The organism is Streptomyces sp. NPDC058086, from assembly GCF_042885015.1.
GTDB lineage: Bacteria > Actinomycetota > Actinomycetes > Streptomycetales > Streptomycetaceae > Streptomyces.
The window spans coordinates 1-21,373 of the sequence record NZ_JBHVST010000142.1; the positions used below are offsets into that span (position 1 = coordinate 1).

Consider the following 21,373-nt stretch of genomic DNA (forward strand, 5'->3'; position numbering starts at 1 on the left):
AGCGTGATCGTCGGCGCGAAGCGTCCCGACCAGCTCACCGAGAACCTCGCCGCCGTCGACCTGGTCCTCACCCAGGAGGACCTGGCGGACCTGGACGCGGTCAGCGCAGTACCGGACCCCTATCCCGACTGGGGTCAGGGCCGGCCCGACGACCGCCTGCCCCTGAAGTCCTGACCCGGCGCCGACCGCGACCGGCGTACGCCGGAAGTCGGCCGAACGCCGGTCCCGACGGCCGCTTTCGTCTGAACCAGCGCCCATCTCGGTCACGTTCCCAACCGGAGAACTCCTTGCCCCACAATACGCAGGCGACACAACAGAGCAACCATTCAGAGGGCAACAGGAAACGCGCGAAGACGATGGGGCCAGAGGCCCTCAGCGCGGCTGCCGCGAAGTTCCACAGGCTGGTGCTGGAACCTTCTTGGCGGTAGTGGAGGAGACAAGAGCGCCAGCTGCTCGAGCCGATGCCTCGTACCGTCTGCGTCCGGCGACATGGGGCACACAAAACCCCGTTGCCTCAGCGGCCGCCCTGATGCCGGCCGTGGGAAGTGCATCGACCTCTGGTCCCACCCTGCCAGGCATCAGGGTGATTTTCCCCCAAATGGACAGCCCAGCATGGACCTGGCATAGGACAGGAAACCAGAGCATGCCCAGCCGCTGGCGGAGCTCACTCTCTTTGGCCCACACCCCGGCTCCGCCGGCCGCGTCGGCCGGCCCGAGCCGGCATTCGAGCCCTGGAGGAGGTCCGCGATGCACGTCCCGGATCACTGCCTAGGGCCCTGACCGTGGCTCCAGACCTGTCCACCGCTCATCGCGCCCGACGCAGTCAACCGTTTCCCCACCGTCCGAGGACCCTTGATGAACCTGGTACCGGAGGCGCTGGCCGTGGTCGTAAGCACGGTCATTGTGATCGCTGGCCTTGTCGCGGCCCCATTTCTGCTCCGCATCCGCCGTCTGCTGACCGCACTGCGGACGGAGCGCGATGCGGCCGTGCAGGAGGCCGCTCGAGTGAACGCCCGGCACGACGAACTCCAGGAGGAGACACGGCATCTGGTTTCCACTCGGCTTCCGGCCATGGTCGCTCACCTCTCCCACCGGCATGTCCCGGTTCCGGAACTGGCGCATCCCGCGCTCGCGGGGACCGAGGTCGAGCAGGCCCACGCGGCGGCCCTGGAACAAGTGAATGAGGCCGTGGCGGCCGAGCGTCTTCGCGTGGACGAGGCCGCTCAGGTGGTGATGCGGGGTGCGACGACCGTCATCCAGGCGCAGAGCTACCAGATGCAGTCCAAGATCGACGCGATGCAGCACCGCTACGAGGACCCGGAGATGGCCAGGGATCTCTTCGAGCTGGATCAGCTCAACGAGCAGAACCTTCGGCGTATCCAGGCCACGGGCGTGCTGTGCGGGGCATGGCCGGGCCTGACCCGAAGCGACTCCCACCTCGGCGATGTCGTTGTCGGCGCCCAGTCCCGGATTCGCGGCTACCAGCGCGTCCAGGTCACCAGCCGGCTGACGTCGCCGGTGGCGGTGGTGGCGCGGGCTGTCGAGCCGATCGCCATCACCGTCGCGGAGTTGCTCGCGAACGCGGTGCACCACTCGCACGGCACACTGTTCGTCGACGTCAGCATCCACCACGCCGAGTCGGGTGCCTGCGTCGTCATCGATGACGCGGGCGTGGGAATGCACCAGGACGAGGTGGAGTTCGCCGCCCGGCTGCTGTCCGGTGGGTACTCGCTCCTGTTGACAGAGCTCGGCGACCCTCCACGTGCCGGATTCGCCACGATCGGCCGCCTGGTGCGGCAGTACGGCTTCACCGTGTCCATCGACAAGCCCGCGCCCTACGGTGGCGTTCGGGCGGTCGTATTCATCCCGGACCATTTGCTCACGCTCCTGGACCAACAGACCCAGCCCATGTCCGCGATGGCGCCGGTCTCCCGCCAGACGCCACCCCCCTCCGCGGTCGAGGAAGGCGCCCCCACGCCGGACGCCTTGCCGCAGCGCCGTCGCCGCCGCCCCCAGCCCGCTCACACGGCCCACTCCCCGCTCCGGGCCGAGCAGGCGCCGACACCCGAGGAGACGCAGGCGACCTGGAGCGCCTTTCAGGCCGGCGCAGCGTCCGGACGCGCCGCCGCCGAACGTACCGATCACCACGAAGGGAACGCTCGATGACCTCCCCGAAGCAGCCCGCGATCAAGGACGTGTCCTGGGTACTGGAGCCGCTCCTGGGCCTCCCAGGTGTGGTACACGCTCTGGTGCTCTCCTCGGACGGCATGGTCCAAGGCGCCTCCCCGGACTTGAGCCGCGAGGCCGGCGAGGGCGCGGCCGCCATGATGTCCGCGCTCCAGGGCGCCGCTCGCGCCGTGGCCGTGTCGTTCTCCGGTGACGAACACACGAGGCTCCAGCAGCTCGTCGTGGACACCGACACCGGATTTGTCTTCGCCACCCCGGCCGGTATGAACACCGTGATGGCGGTCTATGCCACGCGGAACATCGACATGGGGGTCGTCGCACATCACATGCAGATCCAGGTGGCGACGCTGGGCAGAAAGGTCATGAACTCCCCGGCCCGGGACACCGGCACTCTGGCATGAGTTATCGACGCGACGACAGGCGGCTGGTGCCGCCTTACCTGGCAACCGCGGGACGTACGCAGCCAACTCGCAACACCCTGGACCGGCTGACGCTGCTCACCGCGACCACGGAGCGGATACCGGACGGGCTGGAGTCAGCACAGTTACGCCTGGCCACACTCGTCCACGGCGGCGCGCTGTCACTGGCCGAGGCCGCGGCCCACCTCCGGCTGCCGGTGAGTGTCCTCCGGGTGCTGGTGGCCGACCTCGTCGACGCCGGGCATCTAAACGCCCGCGCCCCCATCCCCGCCGCTGAACAACTCGATCCCCAGTTCCTAGAGAGGGTTCTCAGTGGACTGCGCTCCATCCGCTAAAGCCATGTACCTGCCCAGTGGCGACCAGTCGCTGGTGAAGATCCTGGTGGCGGGCCCGTTCGGGGTCGGCAAGACCACAATGATCGACGCGCTGTCGGAAACCATCCCGCTGCACACCGAGGAGACCATGACCCAGGCGGGGGCTATGGTCGACGACGTCGCCGGCATACGGAGCAAGCACACCACCACCGTGGCTATCGACTTCGGCCGCCGGACCCTGCCCGGTGATCTCGTCCTCTACCTGTTCGGCACGCCGGGACAGCGACGATTCAAGCCACTGTGGGAAGACATCGCCAACGGCGCTCTGGGGGCCCTGGTCCTGGTCGACACACGGCGCCTGGGCGACTCGTTCGAGGTGATCGACATGATCGAGGAGCGTGGTCTGCCGTACGCGGTCGCCGTCAACGCCTTCCCCGACGCACCCGACTACCCGCCGACGATTCTGCGCGATCGTCTCGATCTCGCTGGACACACGCCCCTGGTCACCTGTGACGCCCGCGATACCACCTCGTCCATCGACGCACTGATCGCCCTCGTCTCCCATTTGATCGCCCACTCCGCCATGGACAACACATGACCTACTACACCCCTGGGCCGGTGCCTCTGTACGGACCGGACTTCACCGCCGACCCCAACGCGGTCTACGCGCGGTTGCGCCAGTACGGGCCGATCGCGCCCGTCGAGATCGCCCCTGGAGTCGCCGCTCACCTCGTGACCGACTACCGGGCGGCCCTCGACCTCCTCAGGGACACCGAGACCTGGTCCAAGGACCCGCGCGTCTGGCAGGAGACATTGCCACCCGACTGCCCCATCCTGCCGATGATGATGTGGCGCCCCAACGCGATGTTCAACGACGGTGAGGCACACCGCCGCTACCGGTCCGTGATCACTGACAGCTTCTCCCGCATCGAACCACACCACCTACGCCGACAAGTGGCCACGGCCGCGGACCGGCTCATCAGCGATTTCGCTGCCGCCGGCGAGGCCGACCTGGTCGGCCAGTACGCACGCCCGCTTCCCCTGGTCCTGTTCAACGCCCTGCTCGGCATGCCCGACCACTACGGCCCCCGCCTCGTCGCCGCACTCACGGGCCTGTTCGAAAGTGCCGACTCCGAGGAGGCCAACAAGGGGAACACGGACTTCGAGCAGTACATGACGGAACTCATCACGCTCAAGGCACAACAGCGAGGAAACGACCTGACCTCGTGGATCATGGATCACCCCGCTGCGCTGAGCCCCGAAGAACTCGTCCACCAGATCGGGATCGCCATGGCCGGCGGAAACGAACCCACCACGAACCTGATCTCCAACGCACTGTCCCGGATGCTCTCCAACCCGGACTACTACAGCACCCTTGCCAACGGGGCCCTGACGGCACACGACGCCATCAACGACGTGCTGCGCAACGAGCCGCCCATGGCGAACTTCTCCACCCACTTCCCCCGCCGCAGCGTCCGCTTCCACGGCACATGGATACACGCACACCAGCCCGTCCTCGTCTCTTATCACGCCGCGAACACCGCCCACGACGGCCTGCACACCGACTCCGTCCGCTCGGGCGGCGGAGCCCACCTCGCGTGGGCCGCCGGCCCGCACGCCTGCCCGGTCAAACAGCCCGCCATGCTGATCGCGACCGCAGCCATCGAACGTCTCACCAGCCGCCTGTGCGACCTGGAACTCGCTGTGGCCCGCCGCCGACTGACCTGGCGACCCGGCCCCTTCCACCGCGCCCTCGCCGAGCTCCCGGCCCGATTCACACCTGTCTCATCCGATGGAGCAGGGGTCACCCCGTGGTCCAGCTCATCTTCGTCGACCCCGCTGGAGGCGACATCCGCGCTGACACCGCCGGCCTTCGAATCCCGGGGCGACTGGGAGAAGTAACGCACACAGAAGAACGTTCACTTGGCACGCGGCCCCCAACCGGGGCGCGTCGTCCCCCTCGTCCTCGTAGTCCGCTGCATCGGATGGTGGCCCGAAGGAGTGGGGGACGAATCCGCAGGCCCAGGGGCCGGAGTTGGGGCGTTGGACCCACGCATCGCAGCCGTGTCGGCAACGTCAGGGTTCTCCGGAGTGGGGGACGAATCCGCAGGCCCAGGGGCCGGAGTTGGGGCGTCGGACCCACACATCGCAGCCGCGTCGGCAACCTGAGGGTTCTCCTTATACCATGCATCACGGATCTTTCTGGCCTCGGTCAGTCCGTTCGCGGGCTGGACTGCTTCGGATCTTTCCTCAGACATGACAGACCAACTTTCATCCATGCGCGTAAGGCCGCGTCGCTCATGCTTGTTACCTCTCACAGCTACGTGGCCCGAGGTTGTCCAGTTCATTGAGCTTCTTCAGAGTGGCCACCGATCCGGTGGTCGGCGGCGGGGCGTAACAGGCGAGGCCCCCGGACTGATGAGCGAGATGTCTCACGTCTCAACTCGCCAGCCAGGGAGCCTCGTTGGTGACCTACCCTGTCGCACTCGACCTGCCGCAAGCACTCGTTGGGTGGGTGACCATGCTGATCGTCACCCGCGAGGGTGACCGCCGCTGCAAGCTCCGCCCCTCTCCGCGCGCCCTGGTCGCCCTGGTGTACCTGCGGGAGCACACCACCCTCGCCAAGATCGCCGCCGGCTTCCGCATCAGTGAAGCCACCGCCCACGCCAGGCTTCTTTGAGGGCTCAGGCCCTGATCGTGGGCGGGCGCCGCCAGGCCCCTTGGAGACCAGGGCCTGCCGACCGCCCGAAGCCAGGGCCCGACGCCAGCGGTTCGCCGACATCCGCGTCACCCTGAACCGCCGGGCTACCTCCCCGTCTCTGGACCCTGCCTCGATCAAGTCAGCTGCTGCGAACCGGATTCCTCGCGACGAACCCGCTCCTCGGCGGTCAGCCCACCGCCATCGGCATACCTCATCCCTCCGGCATAGCGCGGCCCACACCAGCTGTCACGGCCTGACGTAACCCTCACCGTTAAAGATCCCTAGAAGATAAAGGGCAATCCGCCCAACGCTCTCTAAAGACCAAACCGGACCGTCTATGCGCCCCGGAGTGATCTGGCCTGGCCCGGCCCGGCTCTTTGTGGCGGTTCGGCAGTTCATCTGCCGGGCCGTATGGTTTCGCCTCGGTGGGCGGGCTGCGGGCGAGTTCTCTCTCCCGGCATGTCCGCGGAACAAAGGTCAGACACTACTCTCATTGAGAAGTGCAGCCACGGCGGGGCTGTGTCTGTGGGGGCGGAGGCTGCAGTGCATGGTATTCAGAGCTCGTCTGGTACGTGCTGACTGCAGAGTGGGGGCGGCTTGAAGACATATGCGCCAATCGTGAACGGCTTCGTCCAGGCGCCTCATTTTCCGCAGGATTTCCGCTCGCCGGGCGTGAGTGAGGGCCGTGGCGCGGGTTTCGGCGGGGCCGCGCAGGCGCAGGGAAACGGTCAGGGATTGGACGGCTGCTGCGTGGTCGCCGAAGGCTTCCTGGACAAGGGCGCATTGGTAGTGCAGAGCTCCCGCAGGGTACTCCGTGAAGGGGCCGGGAGTGCCGTGGGCGCGTGAGTGGGAACGCTCTGCCTCGCCCAAAGTTCTGATGGCGGCGCGGCGGTCGTGGTGAGCCTGCAGGGCAGCGAGTTCGGCGGCCGCATAGGCCTGAGCTGAAGGTGAGGCGTGGCGGGCGTGGGTGGTGGCCTGTTCGGCGAGATGCAGCACGGCTGGGCCGTGGTGGCCGAGCTGGTGGGCGTGGGTAGCCATGGCGCGGAGTGCGATGGCCAGCATGGCTTGGTCGTTGCTTTCTGAGGCAAGGCGAATGGCGAGGCGGTGGTACTGCTGAGCGGTGCCATCGTGAGCGGAGTCTGCGTACATAGCGGCGAGGATGAGCGTCAGCTGTGCCGCGGTTGACACCATGGCTTGGTGGATTCCGGTCTCAGCCGGGGCGCTGAGACGGGGTACGGTTTCCTGGCGGAGGTACGCCGTCAGCGCAGCAGTTAAGCGAGCACCGCCGTGACGTTCTGCCAGGCCGTGGAAGGTGCTGGCCACGGCCTGCATCTCAAAGACGTCAGCTTGTGTCACGCGGTGGCTGCGAGATGGTGAGCAGGGATACTCACGAGCCGCTCGGGGCTGTCGCTCCAGGGTTGGAAGGGTCAGGGCGGCGATGCTGAAAGCTCTGCCGCCAAGGTTGGTGAGACCGCCGGGGTCCGTTTCGATGAGGCGGACCAGGAAGCGCAGTGGGTCGGCGTCTGTATCGAAGGATGGCTCCGCGACGCTGTGGGGCGTGTTGCTGAGCCCAGCTTCGTACGCAGTGACCGGCCTGCCCAAGCGTCTGGCCAAGCATTCCAGGACAAGTGCCGGAGCGGGCGGCCGCGGTGTCGTCCCGGCCAGCCACCGTCGCACGGTACTGGGGTCAGGGGCGAAGGAGGTCGACTGGTCCCTGGCCAGGTCACCGATCGCACGGGCCAGCCCCGCAGCGCTGTAGCCGGCAGTGTCGCAAAGCTGCTGCAACCGTGTATTCGGTGTTTTCATCACGGCACCTTCCCTGCGCCTCAGCTGGCGGCCGAGGTAAAACCCCAACTGTCTTGAGGCTTCGTCTTGAACCAATGAAGCCCGAGTTGCACGAGCAAGGTCAAGGCATGACCGAAATAACGGGTCGTGAAGCACTCACTGAACGTTTCTGATCCTGAGTGGCAGGCGATCTCGATGGCGGGAATGGCGGCGAACGTGCGATCGATGCGGTCGGTGCTGCAGCGGGCGTTGCATAGGATCCGCCATTGCTTGAGGCGGGCGAAGGCGCGTTCTCCCGGCACCCACAGCCGGGCGTGGTCGCGGTTGTACTGAGCACTTCTCGGGAAGGTCGCGGCCGTAGTAGGGGGTGCGGATGGGGGCTACGCGGTAGGCCCGCTCGGCAAGGACGCTGACGGGACAGACATGCCCGGATCGCACCGTGTGCGCGGGCCCGAGGTCAGGTCATGCGTGCGGCTGGGCAGTACCCGCGAAAACCGCAGCGGCCTGCCGTCCGGATCGGCCACGACCTGCACGTTCACCCGGTGATGGCGGTGCTCCCTCGGATAGTGCGGCTCATACGCCGTGGTGCGGTGGGTGGCGATCAGGGTGCTGTCGAGAATCACAAGGCCTCTCCGGCGGCATCTCGTGCAGAGCCTCGTGCAGGCTCGGAGCACGCTCGGTGAGCTCCTCGACCGTCTCGGGCACGTACCGGCCGGCGGTCGCGGTGGAGACGCCGAACCCCGCCGCGATCTCGGCCAGGGTGTCGTCCTTGCGTCCGCGATCTTCGACTTCATCGAGGGCTGGGACAACTTGCAACGACAGGACAGCAGCCTCGGCTACCGCAGTCCCGCCGAACACGAGGGCGCACACGCAGCCCGACCACCAGACCGATGGTGTCCGTCAAAGCGGAGCCAGCTCAGACCTCATGCGGGACGTCGAGCATGACACGACACGGCACCAACAGGGCTCCTGCATCCAACGTTGACGAGTGAGATCGCCAGGCCAACGACCAGGAGACCTGCCGCAGCCCGGCGCCCGACCGGCCCCGGCACACCTGGTGACGGCGGGGCCGGCTCAGCCAACGGCTATCACCCATGAACCACAAGATGAGAAGCGTTGAATGAACTCCGTCTACACGTTTTTCACAAGGTCACAAAGTTGCCTGCTTTGCGCGATCTCGACTGCGGTGAGCACTTCCGCTGAGGCTGGCTCCTGAGTTCACTTGGCTGCCACAACCGCAGTTGGCTAAGGGCTCCCTCCTCCACCGGAGGCCCGCCGGTGCCTGCTGGCCGGGACTAGGTAGATACCTGTTCACCCACAGGAAGGGGCCAGCCAGTGACTTCCATCATCGAAACGCCTGTTCAACTCGAGGGAATGGAACCGCGGATCCTCCGCCGGATGGACCAGGGTGAACTGGCCCGACTGGCGCAGGAGATCCGCAGTTTCCTCCTCACCAAGGTGGCGGCAAGCGGCGGACATCTGGGTTCCAACCTGGGCGCGGTGGAGCTGGCCATCGCGCTGCACCGGGTGTTCGACTCACCCCGCGATGCGCTGCTGTTCGATACCGGCCATCAGAGTTACGTGCACAAGATTCTGACCGGACGGGCCGGGCAGTTTTCCACGCTTCGCCAGGCTGACGGGCTGTCGGGCTACCCGTCGCGGGCGGAATCGCCCCACGACTGGATCGAGAACTCCCACGCCTCCACTGTTTTGTCCTATGCCGACGGCCTGGCAAAAGCACGCGCGTTGCAGGGTCATCATGGCAGGGTGGTCGCATTGATCGGCGACGGCGCCCTGACGGGCGGCATGGCGTGGGAGGCCCTCAACAACCTCGGCGCGGCACCCGAGCGGCCCGTCATCGTGGTGCTGAACGACAACGGCCGCTCCTACGCGCCCACTGCAGGCCGGGTCGGCATGCTCATCGCCGACATCAGCAGTGGCCGACGGGGGGTGGACTCCCCACGCGAGCCTATTCACAGCGCCGTGCAGAACAACCTCTTCACCGCACTCGGCTTCGCCTATGTCGGGCCCGTGGACGGCCACGACGAGCTAGCGATGGAAAGGGCGCTGCGTTGGGCCCGGGATCTGGGCAGACCAGTGGTGGTCCACGCAGTAACTGTCAAAGGCAAGGGCTACGCCCCGGCGGAGAACGACCCGGCAGAGTGCATGCACGCGATCGGTCCCATCGACCCGGCAACCGGAGTTGCTGCAAAGCCTGCCAAACCGACGTGGACACATGTGTTCGCCGAGGAGTTGTGCCGGCTCGCAGAGCAACATCCTCAGCTTGTTGCCATCACTGCGGCGATGCCGGGCCCCACTGGGCTGGCAGACTTCGCCGCCCGGTACCCGAAACGATTCTTTGACGTCGGTATTGCCGAGCAGCACGCCGTGACCTCCGCGGCCGGCCTGGCGATGGGCGGAGCTCACCCGGTTGTCGCCATCTACTCCACCTTCCTGAACCGCGCATTCGACCAAGTGCTCATGGACGTTGCTCTCCATCGGCTCGGTGTGACGTTCGTGCTGGACCGCGCAGGGATCACCGGTCCTGACGGGCCCTCCCACCACGGCATGTGGGACGTCAACCTCCTGGCGATGGTTCCCGGACTGCGTTTGGCCGCGCCCCGCGACCCTCGTACGCTGCGCCTTGCCCTCGCCGAGGCTGTCGCACACGCTCATGGGCCGACGGTGGTGCGTTACCCGAAAGCTTCGGCGGGCGCCGACCTGCCAGCCGTGCAACGCTACGGCGACGTAGATCTCCTGACGCCGGCCCGCGAGGGCAAAGACGTTCTGCTGGTCGCCTACGGCCCACTGGCCGAGCCTGCGCTCCAGGCGGCAAACTGGCTCGAGGCATGTGGCATCAGCGTCACGGTTGCGGCGCCCGTATGGGAACTCCCGGTAAGCGGCGCACTGATGGAGCTGGCAGCGCAACACGATCGGGTCGTGACAGTCGAAGACGGACTCGCTGATGGCGGGGCCGGCAGCCGCTTCGCCCATGCCTGCCGCCAAGCAGGAGTAAATGCACCCGTCCACAACTGCGGCCTGCCCACCAGGTTCACGCCTGCTGGTGACCGCAGCGGGCTGCTTGGCCAGGCAGGCCTGTCAGCGAGCCGGCTCGCTGATCACATTCTCACGGTCTGCGGCGAAGCCAGCAGCCTCACCACCACGCAGAGGCCGGCATGACGACGACCGATCCCGGCTTGCCTACGCCGCCTCGAGGCTTCCCGCGCCGCTCATCCCGGCAAATCCATGTGGGCACCGTTGCTGTGGGCGGCGGAGCACCGGTCAGTGTGCAAACGATGACGACGACACGGACGGAGGACGTCGACGGCACCCTGCAGCAGATCGCCGCGTGCGTGTCGGCGGGCTGCGACATCATCCGTGTGGCATGCCCGAACCAGGAAGCTGACGACGCCCTTCCCGAAATCGTGAAAAAGTCCCCCATCCCGGTGGTCGCCGACATCCACTTCCAGCCCCGCTACGTCTTCGCCGCCATCGATGCAGGCTGCGCCGCCGTACGCGTCAACCCTGGCAACATCAAGAAGCTCGACGACCAGGTCGCCGCCATCGCAAGCGCCGCATCCGATGCAGCGGTGCCGATCCGGATCGGTGTCAATGCCGGATCGCTCGACCCACGCCTGCTGGCCAAGCACGGCGGTGCCACTGCCGAGGCACTCGTCGAGTCCGCATTGTGGGAGGCATCTCTTTTCGAGGAGCACCGCTTTCAGGACATCAAGGTCGCCGTCAAGCATCACGACCCACTCACCATGATCGCCGCCTATCGCCAACTCGCCGAGCAATGTGACTATCCGCTTCACCTGGGTGTCACCGAGGCGGGCACCCCTCTGCAAGGAACGATCAAGTCCGCGGTCGCCTTCGGGATCCTGTTGTCCGGAGGGATCGGCGACACCATCCGCGTCTCAACTTCGGCCCCGCCTGTGGATCAGGTCAAGGCCGGGTCACATCCTGGCCTCGCTCGGCCTGCGCCCGCGAAAACTGGAGATCATCTCCTGCCCGGGCTGCGGCCGCCTGCAGGTCGACATTCAACGTCTTGCCGCGAAGGTCGAAGCCGCCTTCGACGACTTCGCGCAGCCGTTGCGTGTCGCCATCATGGGTTGCGTGGTCAATGGCCCCGGCGAAGCCCGGGATGCCGACATCGGCGCCTCTTGCGGCAACGGCAAAGGCCAGATCTTTGTCCGCGGTGAAGTCGTACGCACCGTTCCCGAACACCAGATTGTCGAGGCCCTGCTCGACGAGGCCCTCAAGCTTACCGCCGCCCGTCTGTAGGAGATGCTGTGACCACTGCTCCCACCGCCCCCAGTACCTTGTCCCTGTCCGATGCGCGAGAGCGCCTAGACCGGGCTTTGCACACGTTCTTCATGGACCGTCGTTTCGACGATCCGCGCCTCAACCACGCCGTCAGCCTGCTGCACGACTTCGTGCTCCGCGGCGGCAAACGTGTGCGCCCGCTGATGGCCTGTGTCGGATACACCGCCGTCACCGGGAACAACCCCACCCCTGCTGTACTGAAGGCCGCCGCCTCACTGGAGTTGTTCCACGCCTTCGCCCTCATACACGACGACATCATGGACGGCTCCGATACACGGCGAGGCCGTCCTGCCCTCCACCGCGCGCTGGCGGACTCAAGCAACCTGTCCGATGAGCCAAGCGCTGAGCGGGACGGGGTCGGCAGGGCCATCCTCCTAGGCGATCTTGCCCTCGTGTGGTCGGACGAGATGCTGCACTCCTGCGGCTTCACTGCCGCCCAGCGAACCGCCGTGCGGCCGATCCTGGACGCCATGCGCACCGAGGTCATCGGCGGTCAGTACTTGGATCTCATAGCTCAATCCTCACCGACAGCAGACCTGGACACCGCCCTGGCGGTCGCGCGCTACAAGACCGCCAAATACACCGTCGAGCGCCCTCTGCACCTTGGGGCTGCCTTGGCCGGCGGTACACGTCGGCAAATGGAAGAACTCACCCGATACGCCATCCCGCTGGGCGAGGCTTTCCAGCTGCGCGACGACCTCCTGGGTGTCTTCGGCGATCCCAAAGTGACGGGCAAGTCTCGCCTGAGCGACCTACGTGAGGGCAAAAAGACGGCGCTGATCGCCATCGCACACCGTGATGCCGCCCCGGCTCACCGCGCCCGCCTCGACACCCTGCTGGGCAGGCCCGAGCTCACCGAAGGCGAAGCAGAGCAAATCCGCAATGTTCTCACCGTTTGCGGAGCCCGCCGCGCGGTCGAGCAGATGATCGCGGACCGCTGCCGGCAGGCGCACAACAGCATCGATTCTGTTAGCCACCTCAGCCACCGAGCTGTCCAGCATCTGCGGATCCTGGCCAACAGCGCGGTGCGGAGGGCATCATGACGGCTCGGCCCAAGCGCGTGCTCCTGGCAACACCACGCGGATTCTGCGCCGGCGTGATGCGAGCCGTAAAGGCCGTGGAACAGGCGCTCGAGACATACGGGCCACCCGTCTACGTCCGTCACGAGATCGTGCACAACAAGCGAGTCGTCTCAGACCTGCGCAAGAAAGGTGCGGTGTTTGTCGAACGCACCAGCGAGGTCCCGCAAGGGGCTGTCGTCCTGTTCTCCGCCCATGGGGTTGCACCCGAAGTTCACAAGGAAGCAGCCCGACGCAATCTCACGGTCATCGACGCCACCTGCCCCTTGGTCACCAAGGTGCACCGTGAGGTCACGCGATACGCCCAGCAGGACTACGACATTCTCCTGATCGGCCACGAGGGCCACGAGGAAGTCACCGGAACACGGGGCCACGCCCCACAGCGCATTCAGATAGTCGCCGGTCCAAGCGACATCGAGCACATCCAGGTCCGAGACCCCAACCGGGTGGTGTGGGCGTCACAGACCACCCTCAGCGTCGACGAAACGATGGAGACGGTCCAAGCCCTGAAGCGTAGATTCCCCCGCCTGCTCTCCCCGCACCACGACGACATCTGCTACGCCACGCAGAACAGGCAGCACGCGGTAAAGAAGATGAGCCCCGAAGCCGATCTCGTCCTTGTTGTCGGCTCATCCAATTCCTCCAACAGCCAGCGGCTAGTTGAAGTAGCCCTGGACTCCGGCGCACCCCACGCTCGCCTCGTGGACCATGCTGACGCCATCGACACAACCTGGCTGCATGAGATCTCCACCATCGGCGTCACCTCCGGCGCTTCAGCTCCCGAAATCCTTGTCCAGGACGTCCTAGCACTGCTGAACGAACAAGGTTGGACGCACGTCACTGAAATCAGCGCAGCAACGGAAACCGTGAGCTTCGCACTTCCCAAGCCACACCGCAGCACCCTTTCCCCATCCGACCCCGAACGCCGGCACGTCACCACGCAGGCGCCGTCACACCCGTTGCACCTCTGACCGAGAATCCTCGCGGGAGAATCTCATGACAACGCCGGTACTTGCTCCTTTGGCCGTCCCTGCTCTGTGGTGCCCCTTCACTGCTGCTGGCTTGCATCCAGCGCAACAGGAGATGGAATCCAACGCCCTCAACTGGATGCACGCCTTGGAGCTCGCACGGGATGCTGAGCAAGAGCGCCGAGTGCGCGCCATAGGCTGCGGCGAGTTGGGCGCCAGAACCGTCGAAGCCCACGCGCCTACAGCCCTGACCCAAATCTCCGTTGACAGCATGCTGTGGCTCTTCATCTTCGATGACACCTACTGCGATGAAGGAACCCACAGCGCGGATCCAGCAGCGATGAGCTTGCTCGTCGCCCGACTGCTTCGGATAGCCGAAACAGGGACTTCCCCAGCCACCATGACCGCCCATGAGGAAGCCTTCCTGGACCTGCGCCGCCGCATTGCCGCCACTGCCTCCCCCACACAGTTGGTGCGCTGGATCGACGCACTGCGCTCCTACCTGGCATACCAGGCATGGGAAGCTGCGCACCGCGCCCGGGGATCCAGGCCGGAGACGGACGCTTACCTGACCGCACGCATCGCCAATGGCTCGATGCCGGTCTGCTGCGCCGTTTTGGACATCACCAGCGGATTCGAGGTTCCCGCACGGGAGATGAACCGGACTGACGTGCGCGCGCTCACCGAGATGTGCTGTGCCTTGGTGGGTTTGGACAACGACATCATGTCGCATTGGAAGGAAACATTGCGCTGCGGTGATGGGATCAACCTCATCGACATTCTGGCTGCGGACAACGCCTGTACGCCGGGGGAGGCGCTGCCGATGGCTATCGCCATACGCGACAGGATCCTCACACGCTACCTGCAGCTACGCGAGACCACCGAGGGCCGCCTCGGAGCCGAGGGAGAGCGGTACCTGAAGCTTCTCGATCAGTGGATCAGAGGCAACCTGGACTGGGGCCTCGGCAGCGGTCGGTACCGCAACCCCGACAATCCAGCCACGCTGCCAGACCACGTCACAGCCTGCGCGCCGAGGCCGTCCGCCGACCCGCTGCCCTACCGAGGAACCGCCTGGTGGTGGGCTGCCTGAGCATCCCCCCGAGCGGCGGAAGGTGACAGCAGATCAGATGGATCGGGAAGAGGAACCCTGACCACGGTTGCCTACCCATCTCACACACGCACGGGAGCCCGTCCGCGCGGCATCGGCATTCGGAACGGCTCGGCCAACCCAGTCCCGTCCAACTCGAGGACAAGCACCACACCAGCCGGACAACAGAACCAGAAACCGCGTCAACCATCACTGACCGGCTGATCAGCACCTCCCGCTCACCCGGGGGCCCCAGCCCGGTCATCAGGCCACCCACCCAGAGGTGCACGGATGTCGGTCGTGAGTTACAAGTGCGCTACAGCCCCCGGCAAGTTGCCGGTGCTAGGGAACCTGGTGTCTCTCCTTACCAACCCGTTGTCCTTCTTCAGCGCTCTGCCCTCCTACGGTGACCTGGTGTGGATTGGGCTCGGCCCCACCCCGGCCCTCGTCGTCTGCCACCCAGACCTCACCCACAAGGTCCTCACCGACGACCGCACCTATGCCAAAGGCGGTGTGTTTCATCCAACGGCTACGGACGCTCGTCGGCGACAGCATCACCACGGCGGGCCGTCCACAGCACCGGCGCCAGCGCCGCATGATACAGCCCGCGTTCCACACCGACCGTCACAACCACTACGCACGCATCATGGTTGAAGAAACCAAGGCGGCCCTGGAAACCTGGCCCACGGATGAGAGCGTCGAGATATACCCGGCGATGCAGCAAATCACCACCCGAATCGCCGCGCGGACGATGTTCGCATGCCCGATGGAACCAGAAGTGATCGACGAATCATGCCGCGCTCTGGGAGAGATCATCAGCGGCTCGGGGACACGCATGATCCTGCCATCCCCTCTGGCCCGCATCGCCACCCCGGGGAAGCGCACATTCGATGGCGCTCGTCGACGGATGCGCAACATTACCAACCAGCTCGTAGCAGAGTACAAGTCCTCCGGCAGGGACCATCACGACCTGCTGTCGCTGCTGCTCTTCGCTCGCGACGAGGAGGGCCGCCCCCTCTCGCAGCAGGAAATAACAAACCAAGTCATCACCATTTTCCTCGGCGGAGTGGAGACCACGGCCTCTACGCTCGGCTGGTGCCTCACTCTCCTTGCCTCACATCCTGACATCGAAGAACGTGTACACAACGAAGTCACCTCCCTCTTGCGAGGGCAAGTCCCCACCGTTGAAGACCTGGACCGACTCCCTCTCGTCAAGGGCACAGTCCTGGAATCGCTGCGCCTACACCCTCCCGGCTGGCTGCTGACCCGCGTGACGAACAGTGTTGCGACACTAGGAGGACAGACCATACCTGCCGGAATCACCGTCATCTACAGCCCCTATCTGATTCACCGCCTGCCTTCCCTCTTTCCCAACCCTGAGAAGTTCGACCCCAGTCGCTGGAGCAACAACCACAGAATTCCCCGTGGTGGGTTCATTCCGTTCGGCGCAGGGTCCCGACAGTGCATTGGCGACAACTTCACCATGATTGAGGTACCCCTGGTCCTTGCCATGCTTGCCGCCTGCTACCGAATCGCCCCGTGCCCATCGTCCCCCTCACCTACCCGACGCATCCAATTCCTTCATGTGCCCTCAAAAATGTGTGTACGGGCTACGAAGGCGCCGATCCGCCCGGGTGTGCCAACCTAACGGCTGGTCTTTGTTGTTGAGGTAATAGCCTGGGTAGTGGGGGTGAGCCGGCCTTCGAAGGCGAGCTGGGTAGACCTTCGGGATGCCGACGTGCGCGAGGATCTTGCCCTCACCACCCCAGTCGACCTGGGCCTGAGCTCCGGTCACCACCTCGAAGCGGCGTGCATCCCCGCCAGTTCCCTTGGCTCGATGCCCGGTTCACCCGCAATCCTCGGCCGGGCCTCCTCCAGAAAGAGCTTGACCCGCCGGTAGTTGATCGTCGAGCCGTACTCCTTCACCAAGCGCTCGTGCACCCCGGCACACTTGATGAGGTTCCCTGTCCGCAGCATGGCGTCGATCAACGGGTCGACTTCGTCGACCGCCTTCCTCTGCGGCCTGCCTTTCGCTGTTCGCCTTCGTGGCAACCCGAGGGGCAGGGCAGGCCAGGCTGATCTCGTCAGACCGGTGGATGACGTCCCGGACGGTGTCCTCGTCGGCCTACACCAGCTGCGCGATCACCGGCACTCGGCTCCCGCCGGGCGAAGCCAGCAGCATCATCGCGCGCCGGTAGCGCACCCAACTCCTGCTGCCCCGGCGCACGATCTGCTGCCAGCCGCTGCCCCTGTTGATCAGTCAGTCTGTGCACACGGACCGGCTCGGCCACCGCGGCCTCCAGCGGTCGGATCGGACGGCACCACACATCCAACCGCTACGACCACCGCCCGGCGCTGCTCGGACTTACAAGGTAGGCGAAGATCTACGGCTGACGGAACTTGGAGAGCGTCTTGGCGGCATGTCTGAAGATGGCATTGCGCTGCCTATACCTGGGCCTGCGGGAGTCATCTGTGCGGCACCAGCGATCTGCGGGGAAGGTGCCCGGACCGAGGGGCTGTGGTGCGTGGGCAGGATCGGTCCGGTTTCACGTCCCCTGCGGAGCGTATCTGCAATACCAGCGAGCTCGGCAGCTCCTATGATGGCTGGGCCTACTCCCTTCAGAGTGCTTGAAGCGCTCGCGGTGCCCCACGCCCATAGAGCCGCCCCGAAGCCTTGTACGCTTTTTCCGGTAGCGCTCAGGGCATCAGGCTTCTGAGTTGCCGCATACAGACCCCCTGCTGCCCAGATGGCGAAACCCGCGGCTTGAACCTTGTCGTTTTTCGTAAATGTGCCTACCGACCACGCAGTCTGCGCGCATCCTTCAACGAGGTTTTCGATCCGTTCTTTGTAATTCTTACCCGTCGCCGCGAAATTAGCGAACTCGGCAAATGCTGTTACGGCAGGGCCCGTTGCCCGCATGAAAGAATTGTCCTTGGCGACACCCGTCGCCCACATGCCCGTTCCAATAGCTCCTGCAGTGTTGACGGCGGCAGCCAGCGCGTCATTGTCTTGAATCGCCTTCATCGCTTTAGACGCATTTGTCGACGCGAGAGTGAAAAAGCCAATGGAACGCGCGATCCTATTCCCCGTAAATCCACCCGCAGAGAAGGAAGGCATTGAGGCCGCGAAAAAAGACCTTCGGGCCAGCTCCCAATTGCGATCTGACTTCTCTGCATTGACCGACGGGTCACCATTGGCTGACGGGTCACCAGGCGCCTCCGCATTCTCGGGTGCGGGCGGGTAAGCGGGGGTGTTGGTGTCGTTCTCGGGAACTGAGGGTCCCGGTTCGTCGGGAGATGAAATATCTTGTTCTGTTTGTGGCATATCAGAGTCCTGTAAAGTCGGCCGATCTGGAATTGACTGGCGAAGATTCATCCGTGACGTGATGCCGTAGCCGGCCCTCGGATGGTGTCATGAGCGCGGCACTCAAACGCATCCTGTTTGCTACGGCTGTCCCGTTCCGGCGTGCTGGCAGCCGCGAAGGGGTGAACGCCTACCTTGGCTGTGAGGTAGACCGGCGAAGCAATGAATACTGCTGAAACCATCCGAAACAGTGGGGGTGCGACTCCCTTCACCGGCGGATTGGCCGTCGGGTCCCTCACACGTACGAGTGGAGTTCTCTGAGGGCCAATTGATTGATCGACACTCAACACCGACATGCCCCTCCCTGCGTGCCACTGAGGCTCATTGCCCGCAGCCTGCACCGGCAAGGCTGCGGACGCATTCCTGTTCCACTATAGAACGCACGTGTCAACTCGGTGGACGTTTCTCATGGTGAGCCTGGATCCATCCTGTAATCCAGGGCCCGGGACTGGGGTTGGAACGAGGAAGTGCCTTGTGACCTGTGATGATGGGAGCTCTCTACGCTTCCGGCACGCACGATTAGCAAGGTCCTTCGTATGTGAAGTCCTTCCATACCCCGGCGGCCACCTTCGCGGCGGCCGATGACGCGTCCGTTTTTCGCGTACGGCGGGCTCGCCGCCGCCGTACGGCTTGCCGCGCAGTGCGATCTGCCGGGCCAGGTCGGTGCGCAGGTCCGGCTGACCGGGGCCGGCAACGGTCAACGGACAGACGGACGCCGGACTGCGTTGCCATGGCCGCGAATTGCTGGCCGACGACCGCGCCGTACCGGGACATTGGGAGGGCGACCTCCTGATCGGACTTGAGCGATCGGCGATTGGCACGCTGGTCGAGCGCACGACCCGATTCACGGTACTTGTCCACCTGCCCCGCCAGGACGGCTACGGCGTCGTTCCCCGTACCAAGAACGGGCCGCCGCTGGCCGGTTACGGCGCGGTGACGATGAAAGATGCCCTTGCGGCCACGATCGGCACCCTGCCCGAGCAACTATGGCGGTCGCTGACCTGGGACCGGGGCAAGGAGTTGTCGGCGCACGCCCAGTTCACGATCGACACCGGCGTCCCGGTCTACTTCGCCGATCCGCACAGCCCCTGGCAGCGCGGCACGAACGAGAACACGAACGGCCTGCTGCGCCAATATTTCCCGAAGGGAACCGACCTTTCTCGATGGGCGGCGGAGGATATCGAGGCGGTCGCAGCCACGCTCAACAGTCGCCCCCGCAAGAGCCTCGGTTGGAAGACACCCGCCGAAGCCCTCAACGACCATCTACTATCGATCAAATAAGCCGGTGTTGCATCCACTGGTTGAACCTAGTCTGACAGCCGCGATCTGGGTGAAACATCACGGCAGGTGGGACGACGCCGACGACAGGCGGACCTGAGAGTGCGACCAGTTCGGTCAGCAGATGGTCGGCGGTGGACCAGCCGACCACGCGGGGGCGAGGCGATGTCGACGATGGTGGCCGTACAGAGCCAACCCTCTTCGGTGGCAACGCAGGTGATGACTCCGTACCAGCGGGCGTCGAGGTCGTCCGGGTCGGGCACGAACTCCCGGACGGATGAGGTCGGGCCGGGCGCCAGGCTGTGGGTCGGGGATCGTCGTCAGCTGCCGTCGCCTGCGATGCTGGCCCCGCAGCCCGCTCGGCCGTGCGCCACCGGCCCCTTGTTCAGCTCCTGTTCCAGCGCGGCGAACAACGCATCGCTCACCCTGGGGCCGAGGAATCAGAGGAGGCCGCCGCAGGGCGTGCTTCAGGCATCAGCCAGATTCTGCGACGCCACGGCTGGAGCCGCCAGGTGCCCGCCGTTCGCGCTGGAACGCGTCGAAGCTGCAACCTGAACTCTTGAAGAATTCCACGCAAACGCTGCTGCGCCTCATTTGAAGGGTTAAGTAGAATCTTTGTGTTGTGCTCGCACCATTGCAGGATGAGATGCGCAACTGGCTGGACCGTCAGACTCAATGCCCTCTGGAGATGTCATGCCGCCCGTTTATTTGCCCCCTGTAACCGAGATGATGGCTCAAATGGGTGAGGTTGCATGGAAGAATAGAGACACGTTGATCGCTGGCGTCATCAACGGACTGCCGCCGCTGGTCAAATCGGTTGGGAAGTTCGCGCATAGTCTGCCCGTCTATGGCCTCGGCACAGGTCTGGGCGGGCTGGATGGTCTAGATCAAGTGTCACGGCAACTCTACGCCGCCTATCATATCTATCGATATCCCGAAAAGACGCATGTCAAGCCCGATTGCTCACGTGCCGTTCACGGGGCCGTGAATATGGTGGGCTCCGCCTTGTACGGCGCCTCAAGCGCTGGCGCCCTGCGCGAGGAATGGGCCGGCGCCGGGTTGGCCCTCCTCACTCTTTGTGCCGTCAGCAAGCAGTGCTTGCCCACCCAGGCGGATATGCACTACCCCCCGTTGCCGATGCATGCACTTCCCTCACGTGACGTGCACTCCTCACATGCCAACCAGTTGACGGTGGGCCCCCCGCGGCCTTCTCCTTCTCCGATGCCGGGGCGAGTTCGCCGGGCTCCGGATGACTTGGAAACCGGAAGACGTCAGGGCATACCCCTCGACTCATATGTAAACCACCCGTATCGACTGGCGACAGCGCCCGGGGGCGCGCTCGGTGACTGCAGGAGTTTCTCCCCGGAGGCAGCGAGAATGAGACCTGCTGCGCCCCTTGCCTCGGGCCGATCGGACCAACGCCCGCCCAGCCCTTACCGGCCCCCGACCGTGCCGAACCAGGTCGCGCGAGGCGGACGACGGCTTGCGTAAGGCAAACGCAAAGTCCGTATTCTCTGCGTGGCTCGGCCTGGATCCGCCGTGTCATGCCAGGGGAGCCGGGGAACTTCTCACCACCGCCGGGGATATGACCCGCCCGGCTCGGTCGCCGTAGGTCCTGATTCCGTCCTCGACCAGTGGCGGACGGGTACGAATGACGCACATCAGCACTGCGAAACCGGTTCCCGGAGCTCCGGGGTACGTGATGACGGAGACAAACCCTGTCCGCCGAGGCTGCGAGTGAGGACAGGCGCAACCCGCGAGCAGACCAAGTCTCGGCAACGGGTGAAACGAGGGCCACGGACGGCGGATGAAAAGTGAGCCACTCTGCGATCTCTTGATCATCCTGACTTCACTGGTTCTGAAGT

Annotated in this window: 15 protein-coding genes and 6 pseudogenes; 17 read left to right on the forward strand and 4 right to left on the reverse strand. The window is 65.2% G+C overall.

The window, feature by feature from the left end; genetic code table 11:
• Positions 1 to 3 precede the first annotated feature (3 nt).
• The 9 genes and pseudogenes from ACFVWD_RS51725 (at position 4) to ACFVWD_RS51765 (ending at position 6,704) form a co-directional block, all read left to right on the forward strand.
• Positions 4 to 174 carry a hypothetical protein gene (locus tag ACFVWD_RS51725; RefSeq protein WP_389605634.1) on the forward strand — a complete coding sequence of 57 codons (171 nt, stop codon included), beginning with the start codon at positions 4 to 6 and terminating at the stop codon, positions 172 to 174.
• Positions 175 to 855: 681 nt separating this feature from the next.
• The gene (locus tag ACFVWD_RS51730) at positions 856 to 2,166 is read left to right on the forward strand and encodes a sensor histidine kinase (RefSeq protein WP_389605610.1); all 1,311 of its coding nucleotides are present in this window, start codon (positions 856 to 858) and stop codon (positions 2,164 to 2,166) included.
• Positions 2,163 to 2,588: a roadblock/LC7 domain-containing protein gene (locus ACFVWD_RS51735; RefSeq protein WP_389605612.1), complete on the forward strand. Its 426-nt coding sequence runs from the start codon at positions 2,163 to 2,165 to the stop codon at positions 2,586 to 2,588. The genes ACFVWD_RS51730 and ACFVWD_RS51735 overlap by 4 nt, the downstream gene beginning before the upstream one ends.
• A complete protein-coding gene (locus ACFVWD_RS51740) occupies positions 2,585 to 2,941 on the forward strand; it encodes a DUF742 domain-containing protein (protein ID WP_389605614.1) in 357 nt (118 codons plus the stop codon). The genes ACFVWD_RS51735 and ACFVWD_RS51740 overlap by 4 nt, the downstream gene beginning before the upstream one ends.
• Before the next feature lie 4 nt (positions 2,942 to 2,945).
• Positions 2,946 to 3,518 (forward strand): ATP/GTP-binding protein, encoded by a 573-nt coding sequence (locus ACFVWD_RS51745; RefSeq protein WP_389605616.1) that lies wholly within the window; start codon positions 2,946 to 2,948, stop codon positions 3,516 to 3,518.
• Positions 3,515 to 4,822, forward strand: coding sequence for a cytochrome P450 (locus ACFVWD_RS51750; protein WP_389605618.1), 1,308 nt, complete (start codon positions 3,515 to 3,517; stop codon positions 4,820 to 4,822). Before ACFVWD_RS51745 ends, ACFVWD_RS51750 begins: the two co-directional genes overlap by 4 nt.
• A 562-nt stretch (positions 4,823 to 5,384) precedes the next feature.
• Positions 5,385 to 5,588, forward strand: a pseudogene (locus ACFVWD_RS51755) (transposase family protein); the annotation flags it as partial.
• 651 nt (positions 5,589 to 6,239) lie between these two features.
• Positions 6,240 to 6,467 (forward strand): hypothetical protein, encoded by a 228-nt coding sequence (locus ACFVWD_RS51760; RefSeq protein WP_389605620.1) that lies wholly within the window; start codon positions 6,240 to 6,242, stop codon positions 6,465 to 6,467.
• Between the two features lie 108 nt (positions 6,468 to 6,575).
• Entirely contained in the window at positions 6,576 to 6,704 is a 129-nt protein-coding gene (locus ACFVWD_RS51765; RefSeq protein WP_389605622.1) for a hypothetical protein, read from the forward strand.
• A 743-nt stretch (positions 6,705 to 7,447) separates the two neighbouring features.
• On the opposite strand, the gene ACFVWD_RS51770 is transcribed toward ACFVWD_RS51765, so the two are convergent.
• Entirely contained in the window at positions 7,448 to 7,708 is a 261-nt protein-coding gene (locus tag ACFVWD_RS51770; RefSeq protein ID WP_389605624.1) for a hypothetical protein, read from the reverse strand.
• Positions 7,709 to 8,741: 1,033 nt separating this feature from the next.
• Here ACFVWD_RS51770 and ACFVWD_RS51775 point away from each other — a divergent pair.
• The 7 genes and pseudogenes from ACFVWD_RS51775 (at position 8,742) to ACFVWD_RS51805 (ending at position 16,514) form a co-directional block, all read left to right on the forward strand.
• Positions 8,742 to 10,586, forward strand: coding sequence for a 1-deoxy-D-xylulose-5-phosphate synthase (locus ACFVWD_RS51775; RefSeq protein WP_389605626.1), 1,845 nt, complete (start codon positions 8,742 to 8,744; stop codon positions 10,584 to 10,586).
• Positions 10,583 to 11,690: pseudogene (gene ispG, locus ACFVWD_RS51780) on the forward strand (flavodoxin-dependent (E)-4-hydroxy-3-methylbut-2-enyl-diphosphate synthase). Before ACFVWD_RS51775 ends, ispG begins: the two are co-directional and overlap by 4 nt.
• 8 nt (positions 11,691 to 11,698) lie before the next feature.
• Positions 11,699 to 12,775: a polyprenyl synthetase family protein gene (locus ACFVWD_RS51785; RefSeq protein WP_389605627.1), complete on the forward strand. Its 1,077-nt coding sequence runs from the start codon at positions 11,699 to 11,701 to the stop codon at positions 12,773 to 12,775.
• Positions 12,772 to 13,782, forward strand: a complete 1,011-nt coding sequence (locus ACFVWD_RS51790) for a 4-hydroxy-3-methylbut-2-enyl diphosphate reductase (RefSeq protein WP_389605629.1) — start codon at positions 12,772 to 12,774, stop codon at positions 13,780 to 13,782. The genes ACFVWD_RS51785 and ACFVWD_RS51790 overlap by 4 nt, the downstream gene beginning before the upstream one ends.
• A 112-nt stretch (positions 13,783 to 13,894) precedes the next feature.
• Positions 13,895 to 14,869 (forward strand): hypothetical protein, encoded by a 975-nt coding sequence (locus ACFVWD_RS51795; protein WP_389605630.1) that lies wholly within the window; start codon positions 13,895 to 13,897, stop codon positions 14,867 to 14,869.
• Between the two features lie 288 nt (positions 14,870 to 15,157).
• A pseudogene (locus ACFVWD_RS51800) lies at positions 15,158 to 15,334 on the forward strand (cytochrome P450); the annotation flags it as partial.
• A gap of 31 nt (positions 15,335 to 15,365) precedes the next feature.
• Positions 15,366 to 16,514, forward strand: coding sequence for a cytochrome P450 (locus ACFVWD_RS51805; RefSeq protein ID WP_389605631.1), 1,149 nt, complete (start codon positions 15,366 to 15,368; stop codon positions 16,512 to 16,514).
• 69 nt (positions 16,515 to 16,583) lie between these two features.
• Here ACFVWD_RS51805 and ACFVWD_RS51810 read toward each other — a convergent pair.
• From ACFVWD_RS51810 to ACFVWD_RS51820, 3 genes and pseudogenes are all read right to left on the reverse strand, one after another.
• A pseudogene (locus ACFVWD_RS51810) lies at positions 16,584 to 16,954 on the reverse strand (IS21 family transposase); the annotation flags it as partial.
• A pseudogene (locus ACFVWD_RS51815) lies at positions 16,914 to 17,157 on the reverse strand (IS630 family transposase); the annotation flags it as partial. The pseudogenes ACFVWD_RS51810 and ACFVWD_RS51815, both read right to left, overlap by 41 nt.
• A gap of 74 nt (positions 17,158 to 17,231) precedes the next feature.
• The gene (locus ACFVWD_RS51820) at positions 17,232 to 18,242 is read right to left on the reverse strand and encodes a hypothetical protein (RefSeq protein ID WP_389605632.1); all 1,011 of its coding nucleotides are present in this window, start codon (positions 18,240 to 18,242) and stop codon (positions 17,232 to 17,234) included.
• Between the two features lie 738 nt (positions 18,243 to 18,980).
• Here ACFVWD_RS51820 and ACFVWD_RS51825 point away from each other — a divergent pair.
• Positions 18,981 to 19,511: pseudogene (locus ACFVWD_RS51825) on the forward strand (IS30 family transposase); the annotation flags it as partial.
• Positions 19,512 to 21,373 lie beyond the last annotated feature (1,862 nt).

What these genes read in the sequence shown, in the direction of transcription:
- ACFVWD_RS51730 (WP_389605610.1), top strand. Translation starts at nt 856, where the DNA reads ATGAACCTGGTACCGGAGGCGCTGGCCGTGGTCGTAAGCACGGTCATT.
- ACFVWD_RS51805 (WP_389605631.1), top strand. Translation starts at nt 15,366, where the DNA reads ATGCCAAAGGCGGTGTGTTTCATCCAACGGCTACGGACGCTCGTCGGC.
- ACFVWD_RS51735 (WP_389605612.1), top strand. Translation starts at nt 2,163, where the DNA reads ATGACCTCCCCGAAGCAGCCCGCGATCAAGGACGTGTCCTGGGTACTG.
- ACFVWD_RS51795 (WP_389605630.1), top strand. Translation starts at nt 13,895, where the DNA reads ATGGAATCCAACGCCCTCAACTGGATGCACGCCTTGGAGCTCGCACGG.
- ACFVWD_RS51790 (WP_389605629.1), top strand. Translation starts at nt 12,772, where the DNA reads ATGACGGCTCGGCCCAAGCGCGTGCTCCTGGCAACACCACGCGGATTC.
- ACFVWD_RS51750 (WP_389605618.1), top strand. Translation starts at nt 3,515, where the DNA reads ATGACCTACTACACCCCTGGGCCGGTGCCTCTGTACGGACCGGACTTC.
- ACFVWD_RS51820 (WP_389605632.1), bottom strand. Translation starts at nt 18,242, where the DNA reads ATGAATCTTCGCCAGTCAATTCCAGATCGGCCGACTTTACAGGACTCT.
- ACFVWD_RS51740 (WP_389605614.1), top strand. Translation starts at nt 2,585, where the DNA reads ATGAGTTATCGACGCGACGACAGGCGGCTGGTGCCGCCTTACCTGGCA.
- ACFVWD_RS51745 (WP_389605616.1), top strand. Translation starts at nt 2,946, where the DNA reads ATGTACCTGCCCAGTGGCGACCAGTCGCTGGTGAAGATCCTGGTGGCG.